The following is a 16,132-nucleotide window of genomic DNA, read 5'->3' as shown; positions in this document are numbered from 1 at the left end:
GGCGTCTGCTCCGTCTGCTCCGTCTGTTCCGCTACGGCTGGGCCGCGGTGCGGGCCGGTGTCCCGCCCTGTGCCTCGATATAGGCCACCAGCGCGGTCAGTTCCTGCTCGCTCAGGTCGAAGTGCGGCATGATCGGCGAGAAGCCCTTCACGACGCGGGCCGTCGGATTGCGGATGAACGCGCGCAGATAGGCTTCGTCCACCTTCGCGGTGCTGCCGTCGGCCATCGTTTCGGTCTTGCCGTACAGGCCTTTCCAGGTCGGGCCCACGAGCGGGCTGCCGTCCACGGTATGGCAGGCGACGCAGCCCTTGGCCGCCGCGAGGGTCTTGCCCAGGTTGGCAAGCGCCTGCGCGCTGCCGCCCGCCGCGGCCGGTGCGGCCTGCACGTGGGCCAGCTGCTGCTGCGCGAACGTGGTCTGCCGCGCCAGCCAGCGCGAGAACGCGGCTTCGTCCTCCACCACCACCACGCCGCGCATGCCGGAGTGGCCGATCCCGCAGAGCTGCGCGCACAGAATGTCGTAACGCCCTGCCCTGGTCGGCGTGAACCAGAAGGTGGTCACCATGCCCGGCACCATGTTCATCCGCGCGCGGAACTGCGGGACGTAGAAGTCGTGCAGCACGTCGCGCGACCGTGTCAGGACCTGGATCGGCCGGTTGAGCGGAAGGTGCACCTCGGGGCTCTCGATCAGGTAGTTGTCGCGTCCGTTCGGGTCGGCGGGATTCAGGCCGAACGGGTTGTCGTTGCTGATGTAGCGCACGTCGGTCGTGCCCAGCTTGCCGCCGGGGCCGGCGAAGCGGAACCGCCATTGCCATTGCTGGCCGAGCACTTCCATCTGCAGCACGTTGCGCGGCGGCCGGATGTAGTCGGCGTAGACGAACAGCCCCGGCGCCAGCAACGCCGCCACACCGACGACGGTCAGGCCGATCAGCCACCATTCCAGCTTCCGGTTGTGCGGTTCGTAGGCCGCGCGATGCCCGCTGCGGTGGCGATAGCGCACCAGTGCGACCACGATGAACAGGTTGATGGCGATGAAGAATGCACCGGTGATGACGAGCGTGATCGTCAGCATGTCGTCCATGCGCACCCAGTTCGACGCGATCGGCGTGATCCACCACGGACTGGCAAAGTGAAACCCCACCGCCAACAGGATGATCAGGACCAGGGCAATCGCAAGGGCCATAGGCCGCCTCGCCGTGTGTCACTCGCCAGAGCCGCCGACACCAGGTTCCGTGTCTCCCGCGGGCGCCGCGCGTTCAAGCTCGGCGCGGCGGGAAGCGCGATGGGTCAGTCGCCCGCGTTCTGCTTGCGCAATCGTTCCAGCCTGCCGTAGGTGATGGCCGCAACCACGCCGAACAACAGGTTGGCCAGCAAGGGCCCGGAACCGCGCTCGGAGACGAACCACGGGAACACGGCCGTCATGACGTAGAAGTTCCACCCATACGCGACGATCCCGAACGCCAGCCCGATCACGGCTTCCATGCCCACGCTCGAATCGAAGCGGAAAGGCGCCATGATCGCGGCGAGCATCATCCCCATGATCGCGCCGAGCACGTAGTGCAGCAGCAGCGCCATCGCCACGATTTCAAGGTTGAACTGCGTCAGCTGGCCGAGCGCGCTGCGGCCCATCACCATCGCCGCGATCTTGTGGGTCGGTTGCCACGGGCTTGTGCCGAGCACGAGGGTCGACCAGACGAATTCCAGCGCGATCACCAGCGCACCGCCCGCGAGCCCGGCCACGGCAGCGGCGACCCAGTCGGGCGTACGACGCTCCCAATGGTGAGATTGAATGTGCAGTTCCATACGACCTCCTTGCCGACGGTTCGACGTCGGCGCTTCGGTTCCGAAGGCGTCTCGCGAGTCGGCCCTGCGCCCCTGGCGCGATCCGGCCTCGCGGACAGGGTCGCCTGCACAACCGGCGAACGCCCCGCTCGTCGCGTGGCACGGCGGCGGCGTTCCGTTCGCGGTTCCGGATCGGCGCCTTGGCGGCCCGTCGGCGCGTCACGACGCGCGGCCACTGCCATGCAACGGCGCGATCGGCGAAACGCATCGATGAACCAGGCGGTCGGGCAGGCCGGCTTGCTGTCGCGCGTCAGGGGAAAATCGGTGTAGTAGGCTCGGCGCCCTCCAGGTCCGCCTTCGGAAAATGCTGGGCGACCATTTCTTCGATTTCCTGCTCTCGCAATGCCGGCACGTCGGCCATGATCAGGATCTGGCCTGCCTGTATGGCCTCGCGAAACCGCTGGAGTCGCGCGTTCGGCTCGGCGATGCCGATCATCGCGGCGGTCCACGCCCCGAAACCCGCTCCCGCCAACGTCAACCCGACGACGGCGCCGCCCGCGATCACGAGCTCGGCCGGGGGAAATACCAGCGCGACGAGTCCGATCAGCGCACCGGCCGCGCCGCCGAGCGCGACACCGCGTTCGAGCGCATGCACGACGTCGCTGCTTTGCAGCAACGATGCTTCGGGCAACTGATCGAGTGTGACACTGTGATCGGCGAGAACGTGGATATGGCGCCAGATGATACGTGCGCGCAGTAGATCGTCGACGATGGCCTTCGCCATCTGCGTATCGGGTACGAGGAAATAAAGGCGTCTCATATGGCACCCCTTTCTTGCCATCAACTCGTCCTCAAGGGACTGTTTTCTATTCTATGTCAGCAGCGGCAGCGCGGTGATTCCGCAGACGAGGCGGGGCCGCCGCAGCGCGCTGCGTCGATGGCATCCGACCGGCGCTATCCACGTTTGCGCAACGGCTCCAGCAAGCCTCGCAGGCCGTTGTGATCGATCTCGTGCATCAGCGCAAGCTGCCGGCCGATTTCGCCGCGCGGAAACCCTTCGCGGGCCAGCCAATTGAGGTAAGGCCCGGGGAGGTCGGCAATGAGCCGGCCCTTGTATTTACCAAAGGGCATGGTGACGGTGACGAGGTGTTCGAGGTCGGGGTTTTGCATGCCGGTATTGTGCACGGCTTTTCGCGTCGGTCGCAGGCCTCGCGGAAAGGACGCTGCAAACCGCCTGCACCCCTTTTCCGGCCTGCTAGACTGGAATTCCCCCCTGCAAACGATGGAGGGAATCATGTTGTCCGTCTACGTCGTGAAGACCGGCGAGCAGTTCCTCTGCACCGCCGAGGATGGCGATATCGGCATGGCACCGGCGGTTGAAGATGCCACGTCGTTTGGTTCGTATGAGGAAGCGGAAAAGGCGGCGCACGTGCATGCCGACCCCGGATACGAAATCGTGGCCGTCTGCGTGCTCAGACACTGACAGGGCGCCCGCTGCCGGGCGCTAGGCGACGAGATGCCGCTCGCAGTTTCGCTGGCGCCATGCGACGCGGGTGCCGTGACCGGCTGCGTCCGAAATCACCTGCGTCCGGAATCACCTGCGAACGGATTGCGTGTCGGGCGGCTCACGATGGGGGCGCCGTGCGCGTCGGCAGTCCTGCCGCATCCGGTGCGACGCAGCGCACGCGCTACGCGGAACGTGGCATTCCTGAAACGCCTGGCATACGGCGCGTACGCCCCGTATGCGGCGCTACAGGAATCGGCGCGCGTTGCACCGCGTCTATCGTCTCGGCCCTTTCATGCCCTCCGACTCCATCGCCGCGTGCCACTCCTCGTTCGCCTCGATGGGATCCATCGCTTCGTCAACCGAAGCCGTCGCACGCTCGGCGGCTGCCCGGGTTTCGTCCGCCGCGGAAGCCGGATCGCCGTCGCCGTCACCCGGGGGATGCAGCATGTCCTTGAGCATTGCGCTCAACTCCGGCGTGTCCCATGGCAGCCCGCGCCGAGTTCGATCCTTGATGTAGTGCCTCACTTCCGCGTCCTGCTCCACGGTCAGCGGCAACCCTCGGAAGGTTCTTTGGGGGCCAGCGTCGATCATCGCATTCTCCTGTTTCCAAGGCATTTTCAGTGTACTCGCCATTGCAGGCACGGGAGACGCAATCGCTGCGCGCTTGCGTCGAATCAAACGCGAGGACTCGACAGTCAGGCAGCGGCCGGCAACCGACGTCCTCCTGATTCCCTCGAATCCCGGACAGGTCATCCAGGCCGCCGGACGACCCGGCGTGATCGCCACCCGGCCCGACATTTGACGGATTGGTGCAGTGCCGCGTTTGCTCCGGCGCCAGGCGAATTCACGTAAACGGTCACGCTTTCAATCGATAGACGCGTCAACGAGGGCAACGAACGTGAACGCTCAAACCGCGCCATGCGCGGCGATGTTGCGATATTGCCCTTTGAAATACAGCAATGGCTGCGTGGCGGCCGCTTCCTGCCGGTTCAACGCCTTCACTTCACCAATCACGATCAGGTAATCGCCCGCGACGTGTTCGGCGTGGATTTCGCAATCAAGCCAGTGGAGGCTGCCGGCAATGATCGGGTTACCCAGCGGCGATTCCTGCCATTCGACTCCATGCCACTTGTCCGTGCCTCGCCGGGCAAATTGATTAGAAATCCAGACTTGCCCCTCTGACAGGATATTGACGACGAATCGACCTGCCTGGCGAATCCTGGGATAGCTGGCCGAACCGGACATGACGCTGAATGACACCAGCGGCGGGCTCATCGACACGCTATGGAACGACTGGCAAGTGAAGCCGATCGGCTCACCATCGACGTGCGATGCAATGACCGTGATGCCGGATGCGTAGTGTCCGAGCGCTTCGCGAAAGCTCAATGGCTCGATGGCCGTGCTGGAAAGTGACATGGTAGATACTGAACGCCGGGGGCGGCTCGAAAATGTCAAGGAAGGCCTGAAGCAGCCAGGAAATTTCGACTCGCTTCAGCCTTTGCCAACTGGCGCAGGATCGGGGTCTCGTACGGCGCCTCTTCCGTCGCGGACTCGCGATAGCCGAATCAATGCTGCATCAGATGCACGCGCAACATCGCCATCAACGGATACCCGCCCCCTTGCCTTTCCACAACGGCGGCTTGAACGGGGCGAGCCCCTCTTCCACGGCGTCGCCTGACCCGTTTCGATCGGAAACTATCTTCGGGCCCGCTGGCGCTTGCCGGCTTGATCGGAGTCGACAACGATGCTTGCTTCAACTGGATACTCCGGCAACCCGGGTGGCGTATTTCAGCAGATTCAGGGAGTCCTGCTAATAAACTCCCTGAAACCCATCGCCTTCGATCCTGCCGAGCATCGCATCGACTTCAGCTCAGAACGAGTTCGAGTGTTCTCTCCGGACGATTTCCGCGCCCGCACTTAAAGCATTCAGCTTGCCTCTCGCGACGTCACGAGACAAGGGCGCCATGCCGCAGTTGGTGCAAGGATAGAGCTTGTCGGCATCGACAAACTGAAGCGCCTTCCGCAAGGTGTCGGCGACTTCCTCGGGCGTTTCAATGGTATTAGTTGCCACATCAATGGCCCCCACCATGACCTTTTTACCTCGAATGAGTTCGATCAGATCCATTGGAACACGCGAGTTGCGGCATTCCAGCGAAACCATGTCGATACTGGATTTTTGCAGCTTGGGAAAGGCTTCTTCGTATTGGCGCCACTCCGACCCCAGCGTCTTTTTCCAATCCGTATTGGCCTTGATGCCATAGCCATAGCAAATATGCACGGCGGTCTCGCACTTGAGACCTTCAATTGCCCGCTCCAGGGTCGCCACGCCCCAATCATTCACTTCATCGAAGAAAACATTGAATGCGGGCTCGTCGAATTGAATGATGTCGACGCCAGCAGCCTCCAGCTCCCGGGCTTCCTGGTTCAGGATCTTTGCGAACTCCCAGGCCAGTTTTTCGCGACTCTTGTAATGATCGTCGTAAAGCGTATCGATCATGGTCATGGGGCCTGGCAGCGCCCATTTGATGGGTTGCGTGGTCTGCTGGCGCAAAAACCTCGCATCTTCGACAAAAACCGGCTTTTGTCGAGCAACGTCACCGACGACCGTCGGCACGCTGGCATCATAGCGATCACGGATTCGAACGGTCTTGCGGTGCGCGAAATCAACGCCGCTGAGGTGCTCGATGAACGTCGTCACAAAATGCTGGCGCGTTTGCTCGCCGTCACTGACGATATCGATGCCCGCATGTTGCTGCTCTTGCAATGACAAGCGCAAAGCATCTCGTTTGCCATCAATCAACTCCTCATCCTGCAACTTCCAGGGCGACCAGAGCGTCTCGGGTTGGGCGAGCCAGGAGGGTTTGGGCAAGCTGCCGGCAGTTGAAGTCGGGAACAATTTCTTCACAATAGATGACCGTGGTTTTTGGGTTAATCAAAGAGCGTAGTTAGCGGACCACTGCTCAAGAACAGCGTGGTACGGTTTGATGAAGTGCTCCTCGACAAACCTTCCCTGCTCGATAGCCAGCCGGCTGCGTTCTTCCCGATCGTAAACAATTCGGGTCAGTGAAAAATCCTGATGCTTCAGGCTTGGCCGATAGAATTTTCCTGCCGCGGAATTCGCATTGTAAATCTCGGGCCGATAGATCTTCTGGAACGTATCCATCGTGCTGATGGTGCCGATAAGCTCGAGATCGCTGTAGTCGCCAAGCAAATCGCCGGAAAAATAGAATGCCAAAGGCGCAACGCTATTCGGAGGCATGAAATAGCGAACCTTCAACCCCATTTTTTTGAAATACTCGTCAGTCAGCGAGTATTCGTCCTGCTCGTATTCAAAACCCAATACCGGATGCTGATTGGCGGTCCGATAATAGGTCCTGCTACTCGACACGCTCAGGCAGATGACGGGCGGCTTCTTGAAATTGGCCTTGTAGGCGCTTGAATTCACGAAGCACTTGAACAGCTTGCCGTGCAGATCTCCAAAATTCTCCGGCGTGCTGAACTCGGACTGATTCCTGGTGTGCTCCAGCAACAGAACGCTGAAGTCATAATCCCGCACGTAAGACGAGAAGTTATTCCCTACGATGCCTTCGATGCGCTCATTGGTCTTTCGGTCGACAATATTGGTTTTCAATATCTCGATCAAAGGGAGCGGATTGCCACGGCTTTCGCCATCAACGCTCATTTCGACGGAAATGATTTCAAGCTCGACGGCATAGCGATCACCTTCAGGATTGTCCCAATGCGCCAGCGCATTGAACCGGTTGTTAATCATCCTGAATGTATTGCGCAAGTTCTCTTGACGACTCGCACCTCTAGCCAAGTTGGCGAAGTTGGTCGTGATACGCGTGCTGTCTGACGGCCGATAGTCTTCATCGAAGCAAATACGCTTGATGGCAAATTTAAAATCCTGACTCATTTTGATCTGGCACCCTGATTTCCGAGATAAAGCCTGAATTCAGGCCGTGACTTTTCAATGCTTTCCGATTGTATTTTCTGATTTTTGCTCAGAAATATTGTTGACATCGGCATTCAAGTCGAAATTCTATGCCGGACCATCCATGAAAAAAAGTGAATTTATCTCATCGACCCATTAGCCACATTCATGGTGCGGTGTGCCTGTTGGTTTGCCCGCGCACTCGCTCCTCTCCATCCGCCCCTTCATGGCCTGACGGCACAGTCATGGCGCGCGCGTGGCGAACGCCTCGCGCGATAAGCGGATGCGCTTGCTCCGGATCGAATCGCGCGGCGAACCGTGAAATGCGGCGTGCGTGAAGAAGACGTCCCTCACTGCGGAAGCAACGGGCGACGAACGACGAATGGCATGGGCCGAAAGCCGGTTCGATCTTGTGCTGAATCGCAGCAGGCAAAGGGCGCAGGTCGGTGCCGAGTCGCTTCCGAGGCTCCAGCGCCATGCCAAAGGCCTGCCCCCTGGCGATCCGGGACATGCGTCGGACGGTACGCAGCGCGACCGGAGTTCTGCTCGAGTCCGGCGCCTTCAAGCCGTTCGGCTTGTTGATCCGGGCACGGATGGCGCGCTCAGGACTCGATCGCGGCGGCGTCGTCGCCGTAGAACTTCACGCCCAGTTGAATGCGTTCCCGGCCGCTTTCCAGGCGATGCCGATTGGTGTCGCGCAACGAGTAGACGCAGCCGCAATATTCTTGCTGGTAGAAGTTTTCCCGCTTGCTGATCTCGATCATGCGCGCCGAGCCGCCGCCTTTGCGCCAGTTGTATTCCCAATACAGCATGTCGGGATAGTGCGAGGCCGCGCGCACACCGCACTCGTTGATCTGTTGCATGTTCTTCCATCGCGAGATGCCCAACGAACTGGTGATGACCGGGAAACCGTGTTCGTGCGCATACAAGGCCGTGCGTTCGAAACGCATATCGAAGCACATGGTGCAGCGGATGCCGCGCTCCGGTTCGTGTTCCATTCCCTTGGCACGCTCGAACCAGTTGTCGCGGTCGTAGTCGGCATCGATGAACGGGATACCGAATTGCTCTGCAAACCGGATGTTTTCCTGCTTGCGGAGTTCGTATTCCTTCAGCGGATGGATATTCGGGTTGTAGAAGAAGATCGTGAAGTCGATGCCGGACGCCTGCATGGCTTCCATCACTTCGCCCGAGCAAGGAGCGCAGCAGGAATGCAGCAGCACTTTCCTGTGCCCGCCGGGTAACGCCAATGGCGTGCGTTCGATTGAGGATGCCATGAGAAGTGCCTTGAAATACGCCCGCGTCCGTCGAACGGAGTCGCCGCGCATTGTGGCCTCCGGCCGGAAGAAATGAAAATGGATATATTTTCATGTTCCCATGAAGGCCGCTCATGGAACCCGCTGCCGCGACGCATCAAGCCAGGTCCGGCCTTTTCGCCTGTTCGATAAATGCACGCAGGTAGTCGATACCGACATCCGCCTCGCGAGCGCCCAGATAGATGTGCTTGGCGATGCCGTTCTTGCCCAGCCGTACCGGCACCACATCCATCGTGTCCGCGTATTCCAGCACCAGCCAGCGTGGCAGCGCAGCCACGCCGCGGCCGCTGGCGACCATCTGCAGCATGATGTCGGTGGTCTCGATCGCCTTGTGGCGCCTGGGCGTGATTCCGGCCGGCGTGAGGAACATGCTGTAGATATCCAGGCGGTCGACCGGCACCGGGTAGGTCACCAGCACCTCATTGGCCAGCTGCTTGGGCTTGACGTATTCCTCCCTGGCCAGCTCGTGATTGCCGGCGACAACCAGGACTTGCTCGTAGTCGAATACCGGTTCGAATATCAGGCCTGGCTTGTCCAGCGGATCGGGTGTGACCAGCAGGTCGATCTCGTAACCGAACAGCGCGCCGATGCCGCCAAACTGGAATTTTTGTTTTACGTCTACGTCCACATCCGGCCACGCGGCCAGATAGGGCGACACGACTTTCAGCAGCCACTGGTAACAGGGGTGGCACTCCATGCCGATGCGCAGGGTGCCGCGCTCCCCCTGGGCGAACTGCCGCAAGCGTTCCTCGGCCAGATTCAGCTGCGGCAGCACCCGGTTGGCCACGGCCAGCAGGTATTGGCCGGCCTGGGTCAGGCGCAGGCTGCGGCCTTCGCGCAGCCAGATGTCGGTGCCGAGCTGCTGTTCCAGTTTCTTCATGCTGTGGCTCAAAGCCGACTGCGTCACGTGCAGGACGCCTGCGGCCGCGGTCAGCGAACCTTGCTTTTCCACCTCTTGCACGATGGACAAATGAATACGATCAAGCATGGTGGATGAGTAAAATTCATATTTTATTGAGATAGAGCGATTTTACTTCATCGTTTGCGCGCTTGCGATTCGCAGCGGCACCGGGCGCCTCTCGCGCCCTGCGCGGCAATGCGGTGGCGGGCGCCGATGAACCCGCGACATCGGCGCCCGCCAACCGGCCCGCGGGCCGGTCACGCTGCGTCAGCCTTCCTTGCCGCCCGCCTCCTTCCCGCCGAAGGCCTCGCACTCCGGCTTGTCCCACCGCGTCTTCACGACGCGGTTATCCGAATCGAACTGGATCTGGTACTGGCAGGTCGCGACCTTGCCGGCGTCGCGGAACTGGAACAGGTAGTTCCACGTCCGCACGTGGAAGATCCACTCGTGGAAATGCGGCGGGCCGAGCAGTTCGTACAGCTGGTTCTTCGTCACGCCCGGATGGACCTGCGCCAGGTTGGCGGGATTCGGGTACGTGCCCTCGGGCAGCGTGGCCGTATCGGCCGACGGGAACGGCGGATCGCCCTGCTGCGTGGCGCATCCGGTCAGGCCGGCGGCGGCGAGCAGCGCCGCGGCCGCGAACTTTGCAAGATTTGCGTTCATGTTTGCCATTGTCTGAATGGAAGGGAATCGGCACGGGCCGCGGCTCACCACTGATACCCGGCACCGACCACCGCGCCATACGCGCCGCGCGTGTTGGTCGAGACGGCCGCCTTGTAGACCCAGTGGTTGTTCTCCGAGATCGTCGAAATGCCGAGCGCCTGCCCGGACTGGCCGCGATACACGCTGCCGGCCAGCGCGACCATGCTCTTGCCGGGCCCGGACGGTTGCGGCAGGCCGGCCACGGCCATCGCCGTCGCCGTGCCGCCGTCCGCGTCGCGGCGGTAGCTGTCTAGGCTGTTGCGCAGGCTGGCGACCTGGCCGTCCGTGTAGCTGTTCGCCTGCGACAGCGTGTTGCCCACGCTCGCGTTCAGCTGGTTCACGTTGACCGCGTCGGTGCCCTGCGTGCCGGCCGCGACGTTGACGACCTGCCGTGCCGAATCCGCCGAGCCCACGGCGACGACGTTCGAGCGGCCGCCGTCGTTGCTGCCCGTGCCGATCGCGGCCGAATTGCTGCCCGTCGCGCTCGAGCCGACGCCGATCGCGGTCGACCCGTTGCCCGACGCCAGCGCCCCGTTGCCGACCGCCGTGCTGTTCGAGCCCGACGCGACCGCCCCCGAGCCGCCCGCCGACGAGTTCGACCCCGTCGAGCCCGGCGGCAGGTTCGTGCCGGCCGGATTCGTCGTGTACGAGCCGCCGAGGTTGGACGTGCGCTGCGTGATCAGCGTCGTCAACTGGTTGGCGACCGAGTCGAGCTGCGACACGTTCACCGCGTCGGTGCCGTTCTTGCCGGCCGCGAGGCCGGTGATCTGCCGGTTGCCGACGTTGACCTCGCCGGCCGACGACTGCGGGCTGCTCAGGCCGTACGCGATGTAGTTCGTCTGCGCGCCGACCGTCGTCAGCGACCCCGCGCCGAGCGCGACGCTGTTCGCATAGGTCGCCGACGCGCCGGCGCCGAGCGCGAGCGCATCGGTCGCCGTGCTGTGCGCGCCCGATCCGAGCGCGACGCTGCCCACGCTGGCCGCGACCGCGTTGGCGCCCTGCGCAACCGACTGCGCGCCGGTTGCCGTCGCGCCGCTGCCGAGCGCGAGCGCGTCGGCCTGCGCGGCGCTGGCCGCCTGTCCGATCGCCACGCCGCCCGGCGCGGTGGCGTCGACGATCGCGCCGTTGCCGATGCCCACGCCGTTATCGCCGTTGACGACCGTCGTCGGGCCGACCGCGACCGAATCCGTGCCCACCGCGAGCGAATCCACGGCCGTCGAGTTCGCATGGAAATACTTCTGGCTCGTGACCGCGAACGACTGCAGCGCGCCGGCCAGTTGCCGCACGGTCACGGCGTCCTGCTGCCCGGTGCCGTCCGCGACGTTGGTGATCTGGCGATACGTCTTGCTGGCGGCGTCGCCGACCGACACCGCGCCCAGCAACGTCTGGTCGGTCGTGTTGAACGGAATCGACGCGCTGCCGTTGCGGATCACGCCGGAGGCCGGCACCGTCGCGCGATCGGACACCGAGCCGGCGCCGAGCGCGATGCTGCCGTCCACCTTCGCGACCGCGTTCGGGCCGATCGCGACGCTGTCGAGCCCGAGCGCCTGGCTGTCCGGTGCGGTCGAGTTCGCGTGGAAATACTTGATGCCGTTCGCGTTGATGTTGTCGATCGCCGAGCCGACGTTGTTGTTGATCGTCGTCGAACCGTCGCTGTTGTACGTCACGTACGACGGCGCGGAAATCTTCCCGGTCGTCGGATCGTAGGTGGCCCCGCCGCCGATCGCGCCCGCCGTGCTGTTGCCGAGATTGGTGTTGTTGCTGGCGATCGAGCTGAGGCCGGTCGACAGCGAACCGATGCCCGTCGACGTCGCGGTGGACAGCGACGTCAGGTTGCTGTTCGTGCTCGACAGGCCGGTGGACAGCGAGCCGATGGTCGTCGAGGTCGAAGTCGACAGCGACGTGATCGAGCTGGTCGTCGAACTGAGCCCGGTCGACAGCGAACCGATGCTCGTCGAGGTCGCGGTCGACAGCGACGTGACGTTGCTGTTGGTCGTGCTCAGGCCGGTGGACAGCGAAGCGACGCCGGTGGACAGCGAACCGACGATCGTCGAGGTCGAGGTCGACAACGACACGATCGAGCTGGTCGTCGAACTCAGGCCGGTGGACAGCGAGTTGATGCTGGTCGACGTCGACGTGGACAGCGACGTGACCGTGCTGTTGGTCGAGCTCAGGCCGGTGGACAGCGAACCGACGATCGTCGACGTGGACGTCGACAGCGACGTCACCGCGCTGTTCGTCGAACTCAGCCCCGTGGACAGCGAACTGATGCCGGTCGACGTCGAAGTCGACAGCGACGCCACCGAGCTGTTGGCCGACGACAGGCCGGTCGACGTGGAGGTCGACAATGACCTGACGGCGCTGTTCGTCGAACTCAGCCCCGTCGACAACGAGGTGATGCCCGTCGACGTCGACGTGGACAGCGATGCGATCGAGCTGTTGGCCGACGACAGGCCGGTCGATGCGGACGTCGACAATGACGTCACCGCGCTGTTGGTCGAGCTCAGGCCGGTGGACAGCGAGGCGATACCCGTCGACGTCGAGGTGGACAACGACGTCACCGAACTGTTGGTCGAGCTCAGGCCGGTCGACAGCGAGCCGATGCCGGTCGAGGTCGAAGTCGACAACGACGTGATCGCGCTATTGGCCGACGACAATCCGGTCGACGTGGAGGTCGACAACGACGTCACCGAGCTATTGGTCGAACTCAGGCCCGTCGACAACGAGCTGATGCCGGTCGAGGCCGAAGTCGACAACGACGTGATCGCGCTATTGGCCGACGACAATCCGGTCGACGTGGAGGTCGACAATGACGTCACCGAGCTGTTGGTCGAGCTCAACCCCGTCGATAGCGAGCCGATACCCGTCGAAGCCGACGTGGACAGCGACGTGATCGCGCTGTTGGCCGACGACAGCCCGGTCGACAACGACGACACCCCCGTCGACAACGAACCGACGCTCGACGCCGTCGACGTCGACAGCGAATTCACCGCCTGGTTCGTCGCATCGAGCTGCGACCCGTTGATCGCATCCGTGCTCGCGGCGTTGATGCGCCCGGCCGCGACGTTGGTGATCTGGCGCTCGGTGCCTGCCGCGCCGACGCTGACGACGCTCGTCGGCGTCGTGCCTTTGAACGTGTACGTCACGCCGCCGATCGTCGCGCTCGCCGTCGGATTCGGCGCGGCCGTCGTCGAGCCCGAGCCGAGCGCGACATCGCCGGCATTGTTCGCCACGGCCGATGCCCCGAACGCCACCGCACCGGCAGCCGCGGCCGTCGACGTGTTGCCGAGCGCGAGCGAGCCGGCGCCCTGCGCGTTGTTCGAATTGCCGATCGCCACCGCGCCGTCGCCGTTCGCCGTGTTGTTCGAACCGGCCGTGACCGCGCCGGTGCCGATCGCGGTACTGGGATCGCCGATCGCCACCGCACCGTTGCCGCTGACCGTCTGGCCCGCGCCGAGGGCGACGGCGCCGATACCGCCGAGCACCGTCGAGTTGTTGCCGGCGGCAATCGAGCCCGCACCCGCCGCGGCCGCGACCGAGTTGCTGTCGCCGATCGCCACGGTGGAAGCCGCCGCCGCGACGCTGTTGATGCCGATGGCCGTCGCATTCGTGGCGGACGCCGTTGCACCCGAGCCCAATGCAGTCGCCGATATGCCGGTCGCGAGCGCAAGATTGCCGAGCGCGACCGCAAACTGCTGCGTCGCCGTCGACTGAACGCCCATCGCAACCGAACTGACGCCCGACGCATTGGCGCTCAAGCCGTACGCCTGGGCATTGTCGGCGCCTGCCGTCGTTTTCGAGCCCAGCGCGATCGAACTGGCGCCGAGCGACTGCGTGCCCGAACCCGGTACGCCGGCTGTCCCGCCCCAGCCGATCGCGATCGACGTCGCGCCTTTCGCGCCGGCATTGACGCCCATCGCGACGCCGGAATTGCCGGACGCCAGCGCACCGCTCCCCACGGCAACCCCGGCCGCGCCCGAACTCGTCGACTGATTGCCGAGCGCGATCGCGCCTTGATTGATGGCTTGCGACGAATAGCCGAGTGCGATGCTGGCCATGCCGGAAGAGACGGCCCCGAGGCCCAGCGCGGCGGCATACTGACCGGAAGCCGTCGCGTTGTTGCCGAGCCCGATGGCCGACACGCCGGTTGCGGACGCCCCGCTGCCCATCGCCACCGATCCGCTTTGCGTCGCATTCGACTGGTTGCCGATCGCGACCGAGTAGTTGCCCGAACCGATCGCCTGCACGCCCATCGATGCGCTGTTGACGCCGGTCGCCTGCGCGTTGATGCCGACGGCCGTCGAACCGTCGCCCATCGCATGCGCACCCGGGCCGAGCGCCGTGGCCGACAAGCCCTGCGCCGTCGACAGGTTGCCCAGCGCCGTGGAATTCTGCTGCGCGGCACTCGAACCGACGCCGATCGCGATCGACGTGACACCGCCGGTAGCCGAGCCGCCATCCGGCTGGTACTGCGCGTGCGCGCCGGCATGGAACAGCGCGAGATACGCGGACGCCATCAGCATGGTGAGCCGCCTGAGCGACGGAGCCGAAGGCGTGCCCGCGCAGGCCGCGGCTCTTCCGTCCGTGGCACGCTCCGGCGCGCCACGCGACGACGCGACGCGCTTTCCGCGCGCACGATCAAGCTCCGAAGCCGCAACCCAGGCTCCCAATGCTTCGTTCCAGATCGACTTGAACGACTTGTTCATCTTGTCTTCCCTCGGTTCTCATGTGCTGGATGACGCAACGGCGAACGCGGCGGCAGGCGAGAGCACCCTCTGCACCTTCCCGTCCGCCTCGCGACGCCTCTTATTCACTTTGGATCACTAACTAAACAGCTGAGCAACGCTGCACGACATTCGCGATGGATCGCGCGACCGCACGCCGCCCGTGTCCGTCGACACGATGCAACGCGACGATCGCCGGTTATCGAATCATGGACGCCGGCGTGGCAGGCCCGGCGGCACGCTGCGCGCCGCGCTTTCGCGCGTGCGTGCGCCGTCGCGCCGGATCAGCGACGATCTTGACTCTCATGGGAAAGCGTCACTCGGACGCCGGATGGGCGAAAGCCGGCCCGCACCCGGGGGGGCGGCCCGCCCTGTTTCATTCAGGGGGAGGATGACGCCATGCGATCCCCGGGACTGAAGCATGCGCCGCCGGTTCGTGCGAACCGGGGCGTTGGCCTGTCATGCCTGCTGTATTCATCGTTTTCGTGCCCGCCTGATTCGAAAGCGCACCGCGCGCGGCCGTCCCCCGACGGATCGAACCCTCGGACAGCCAGCGCGCAGCCACTCACCCTTTCCGTCCGGCATTCAAACGCATTTTCCGGATTTCCGGAATTGCATCGACGACTTGCCGGACGACCCCTGCCCGAATTAATCGATCGAATTTCCTTGACCATTTCGTCTCGACCGGTATCTCACATCCAACCGCATTTCAGAATTCACCGATTGCTCTTATATGACAACGTATTCGGCGAATTATGAAATTTGCATCACCCTCGTGCCAGTTATTCGTTTACCGCCGCAATCCCATATCATGGGGGATCACATCGTGCAATGTCACATTGGTATCGCATGCACCGGGATGGAACTTCGACATGCGATCCACGCGATCTCGTCCGCCTCGAAAGAACCGATTCCAGCCGCGCCGGGGCTAGTGTGCTGGTATCCGTCCGAACGAACCTTTTCTCGAGCGGAAAAATACTTTTCCCGAGCGGACGGCATTTACATTCATACATTCCGGAGCAAAACGCGATTTCCCGACTAGCACGGTTCCATGCCATGAATCGACAAAAAATTAATCAGTCAAACGCTCCGACCTTCATCTTATTTACATTCCACATACCAACACCCAGACGCACGCCAGACTGATTCTTCATTCGTAAAAAAGCCAATTTTTCGCAATTGATCCGGAAATAAAGGCCGATTATTTGAAATCGATTCGGCACGTTTTTCCGCTTCCATTCCATGCGATGGAACGCAATGGCGGCCAACACG

General features: G+C 63.1%; 13 protein-coding genes. 1 reads left to right on the top strand and 12 read right to left on the bottom strand.

Translation table 11 applies throughout. The features are described 5' to 3' along the window. Positions 1-31 precede the first annotated feature (31 nt). From HWX36_RS12415 to HWX36_RS12400, 4 genes are all read right to left on the bottom strand, one after another. A complete protein-coding gene (locus tag HWX36_RS12415) occupies positions 32-1,180 on the bottom strand; it encodes a cytochrome c oxidase subunit II (RefSeq protein WP_175952376.1) in 1,149 nt (382 codons plus the stop codon). Between the two features lie 104 nt (positions 1,181-1,284). Beyond that, positions 1,285-1,800 (bottom strand): hypothetical protein, encoded by a 516-nt coding sequence (locus HWX36_RS12410; protein WP_175952375.1) that lies wholly within the window; start codon positions 1,798-1,800, stop codon positions 1,285-1,287. Positions 1,801-2,089: 289 nt separating this feature from the next. Further along, on the bottom strand, positions 2,090-2,599 hold the full coding sequence (locus HWX36_RS12405) for a DUF1269 domain-containing protein (RefSeq protein WP_175952374.1): 510 nt from the start codon (positions 2,597-2,599) through the stop codon (positions 2,090-2,092). A gap of 134 nt (positions 2,600-2,733) precedes the next feature. Then, the gene (locus HWX36_RS12400) at positions 2,734-2,949 is read right to left on the bottom strand and encodes a DUF3820 family protein (RefSeq protein ID WP_085040099.1); all 216 of its coding nucleotides are present in this window, start codon (positions 2,947-2,949) and stop codon (positions 2,734-2,736) included. A 124-nt stretch (positions 2,950-3,073) separates the two neighbouring features. Between HWX36_RS12400 and HWX36_RS12395 the strand changes: the two genes are divergently transcribed. After that, the gene (locus HWX36_RS12395; protein ID WP_175952373.1) at positions 3,074-3,262 is read left to right on the top strand and encodes a hypothetical protein; all 189 of its coding nucleotides are present in this window, start codon (positions 3,074-3,076) and stop codon (positions 3,260-3,262) included. Positions 3,263-3,559: 297 nt separating this feature from the next. Here HWX36_RS12395 and HWX36_RS12390 read toward each other — a convergent pair whose 3' ends face one another. From HWX36_RS12390 to HWX36_RS12355, 8 genes are all read right to left on the bottom strand, one after another. Then, positions 3,560-3,877, bottom strand: a complete 318-nt coding sequence (locus tag HWX36_RS12390; RefSeq protein ID WP_175952372.1) for a hypothetical protein — start codon at positions 3,875-3,877, stop codon at positions 3,560-3,562. A 315-nt stretch (positions 3,878-4,192) separates the two neighbouring features. Then, positions 4,193-4,702 carry a flavin reductase family protein gene (locus tag HWX36_RS12385; RefSeq protein WP_175952371.1) on the bottom strand — a complete coding sequence of 170 codons (510 nt, stop codon included), beginning with the start codon at positions 4,700-4,702 and terminating at the stop codon, positions 4,193-4,195. A gap of 454 nt (positions 4,703-5,156) precedes the next feature. Next, positions 5,157-6,191, bottom strand: coding sequence for a methionine synthase (locus HWX36_RS12380; RefSeq protein ID WP_175952370.1), 1,035 nt, complete (start codon positions 6,189-6,191; stop codon positions 5,157-5,159). Between the two features lie 27 nt (positions 6,192-6,218). Beyond that, positions 6,219-7,202, bottom strand: a complete 984-nt coding sequence (locus HWX36_RS12375; protein WP_175952369.1) for a DUF1852 domain-containing protein — start codon at positions 7,200-7,202, stop codon at positions 6,219-6,221. A gap of 620 nt (positions 7,203-7,822) precedes the next feature. Continuing rightward, positions 7,823-8,494 (bottom strand): epoxyqueuosine reductase QueH, encoded by a 672-nt coding sequence (locus HWX36_RS12370; RefSeq protein ID WP_175952368.1) that lies wholly within the window; start codon positions 8,492-8,494, stop codon positions 7,823-7,825. Positions 8,495-8,630: 136 nt separating this feature from the next. Further along, positions 8,631-9,521, bottom strand: coding sequence for a LysR family transcriptional regulator (locus HWX36_RS12365; RefSeq protein ID WP_175952367.1), 891 nt, complete (start codon positions 9,519-9,521; stop codon positions 8,631-8,633). Positions 9,522-9,701: 180 nt separating this feature from the next. Next, complete coding sequence (bamE, locus tag HWX36_RS12360; protein WP_175952366.1) at positions 9,702-10,097, bottom strand: outer membrane protein assembly factor BamE; 396 nt, start codon at positions 10,095-10,097, stop codon at positions 9,702-9,704. Between the two features lie 44 nt (positions 10,098-10,141). Further along, a complete protein-coding gene (locus tag HWX36_RS12355) occupies positions 10,142-14,842 on the bottom strand; it encodes a YadA-like family protein (RefSeq protein ID WP_175952365.1) in 4,701 nt (1,566 codons plus the stop codon). Positions 14,843-16,132 lie beyond the last annotated feature (1,290 nt).

Origin of the sequence: Burkholderia sp. BCC0405 (assembly GCF_902833075.1) — a bacterium.
GTDB lineage: Bacteria > Pseudomonadota > Gammaproteobacteria > Burkholderiales > Burkholderiaceae > Burkholderia.
This window is presented reverse-complemented; position numbering and strand designations above follow the sequence as displayed.

Excerpts from the sequence above, each read along its gene's own strand:
- HWX36_RS12390 (WP_175952372.1), bottom strand. The coding sequence starts at position 3,877 with ATGATCGACGCTGGCCCCCAAAGAACCTTCCGAGGGTTGCCGCTGACC.
- bamE (WP_175952366.1), bottom strand. The coding sequence starts at position 10,097 with ATGAACGCAAATCTTGCAAAGTTCGCGGCCGCGGCGCTGCTCGCCGCC.
- HWX36_RS12370 (WP_175952368.1), bottom strand. The coding sequence starts at position 8,494 with ATGGCATCCTCAATCGAACGCACGCCATTGGCGTTACCCGGCGGGCAC.
- HWX36_RS12355 (WP_175952365.1), bottom strand. The coding sequence starts at position 14,842 with ATGAACAAGTCGTTCAAGTCGATCTGGAACGAAGCATTGGGAGCCTGG.
- HWX36_RS12400 (WP_085040099.1), bottom strand. The coding sequence starts at position 2,949 with ATGCAAAACCCCGACCTCGAACACCTCGTCACCGTCACCATGCCCTTT.
- HWX36_RS12385 (WP_175952371.1), bottom strand. The coding sequence starts at position 4,702 with ATGTCACTTTCCAGCACGGCCATCGAGCCATTGAGCTTTCGCGAAGCG.
- HWX36_RS12375 (WP_175952369.1), bottom strand. The coding sequence starts at position 7,202 with ATGAGTCAGGATTTTAAATTTGCCATCAAGCGTATTTGCTTCGATGAA.
- HWX36_RS12415 (WP_175952376.1), bottom strand. The coding sequence starts at position 1,180 with ATGGCCCTTGCGATTGCCCTGGTCCTGATCATCCTGTTGGCGGTGGGG.
- HWX36_RS12395 (WP_175952373.1), top strand. The coding sequence starts at position 3,074 with ATGTTGTCCGTCTACGTCGTGAAGACCGGCGAGCAGTTCCTCTGCACC.
- HWX36_RS12365 (WP_175952367.1), bottom strand. The coding sequence starts at position 9,521 with ATGCTTGATCGTATTCATTTGTCCATCGTGCAAGAGGTGGAAAAGCAA.
- HWX36_RS12405 (WP_175952374.1), bottom strand. The coding sequence starts at position 2,599 with ATGAGACGCCTTTATTTCCTCGTACCCGATACGCAGATGGCGAAGGCC.
- HWX36_RS12410 (WP_175952375.1), bottom strand. The coding sequence starts at position 1,800 with ATGGAACTGCACATTCAATCTCACCATTGGGAGCGTCGTACGCCCGAC.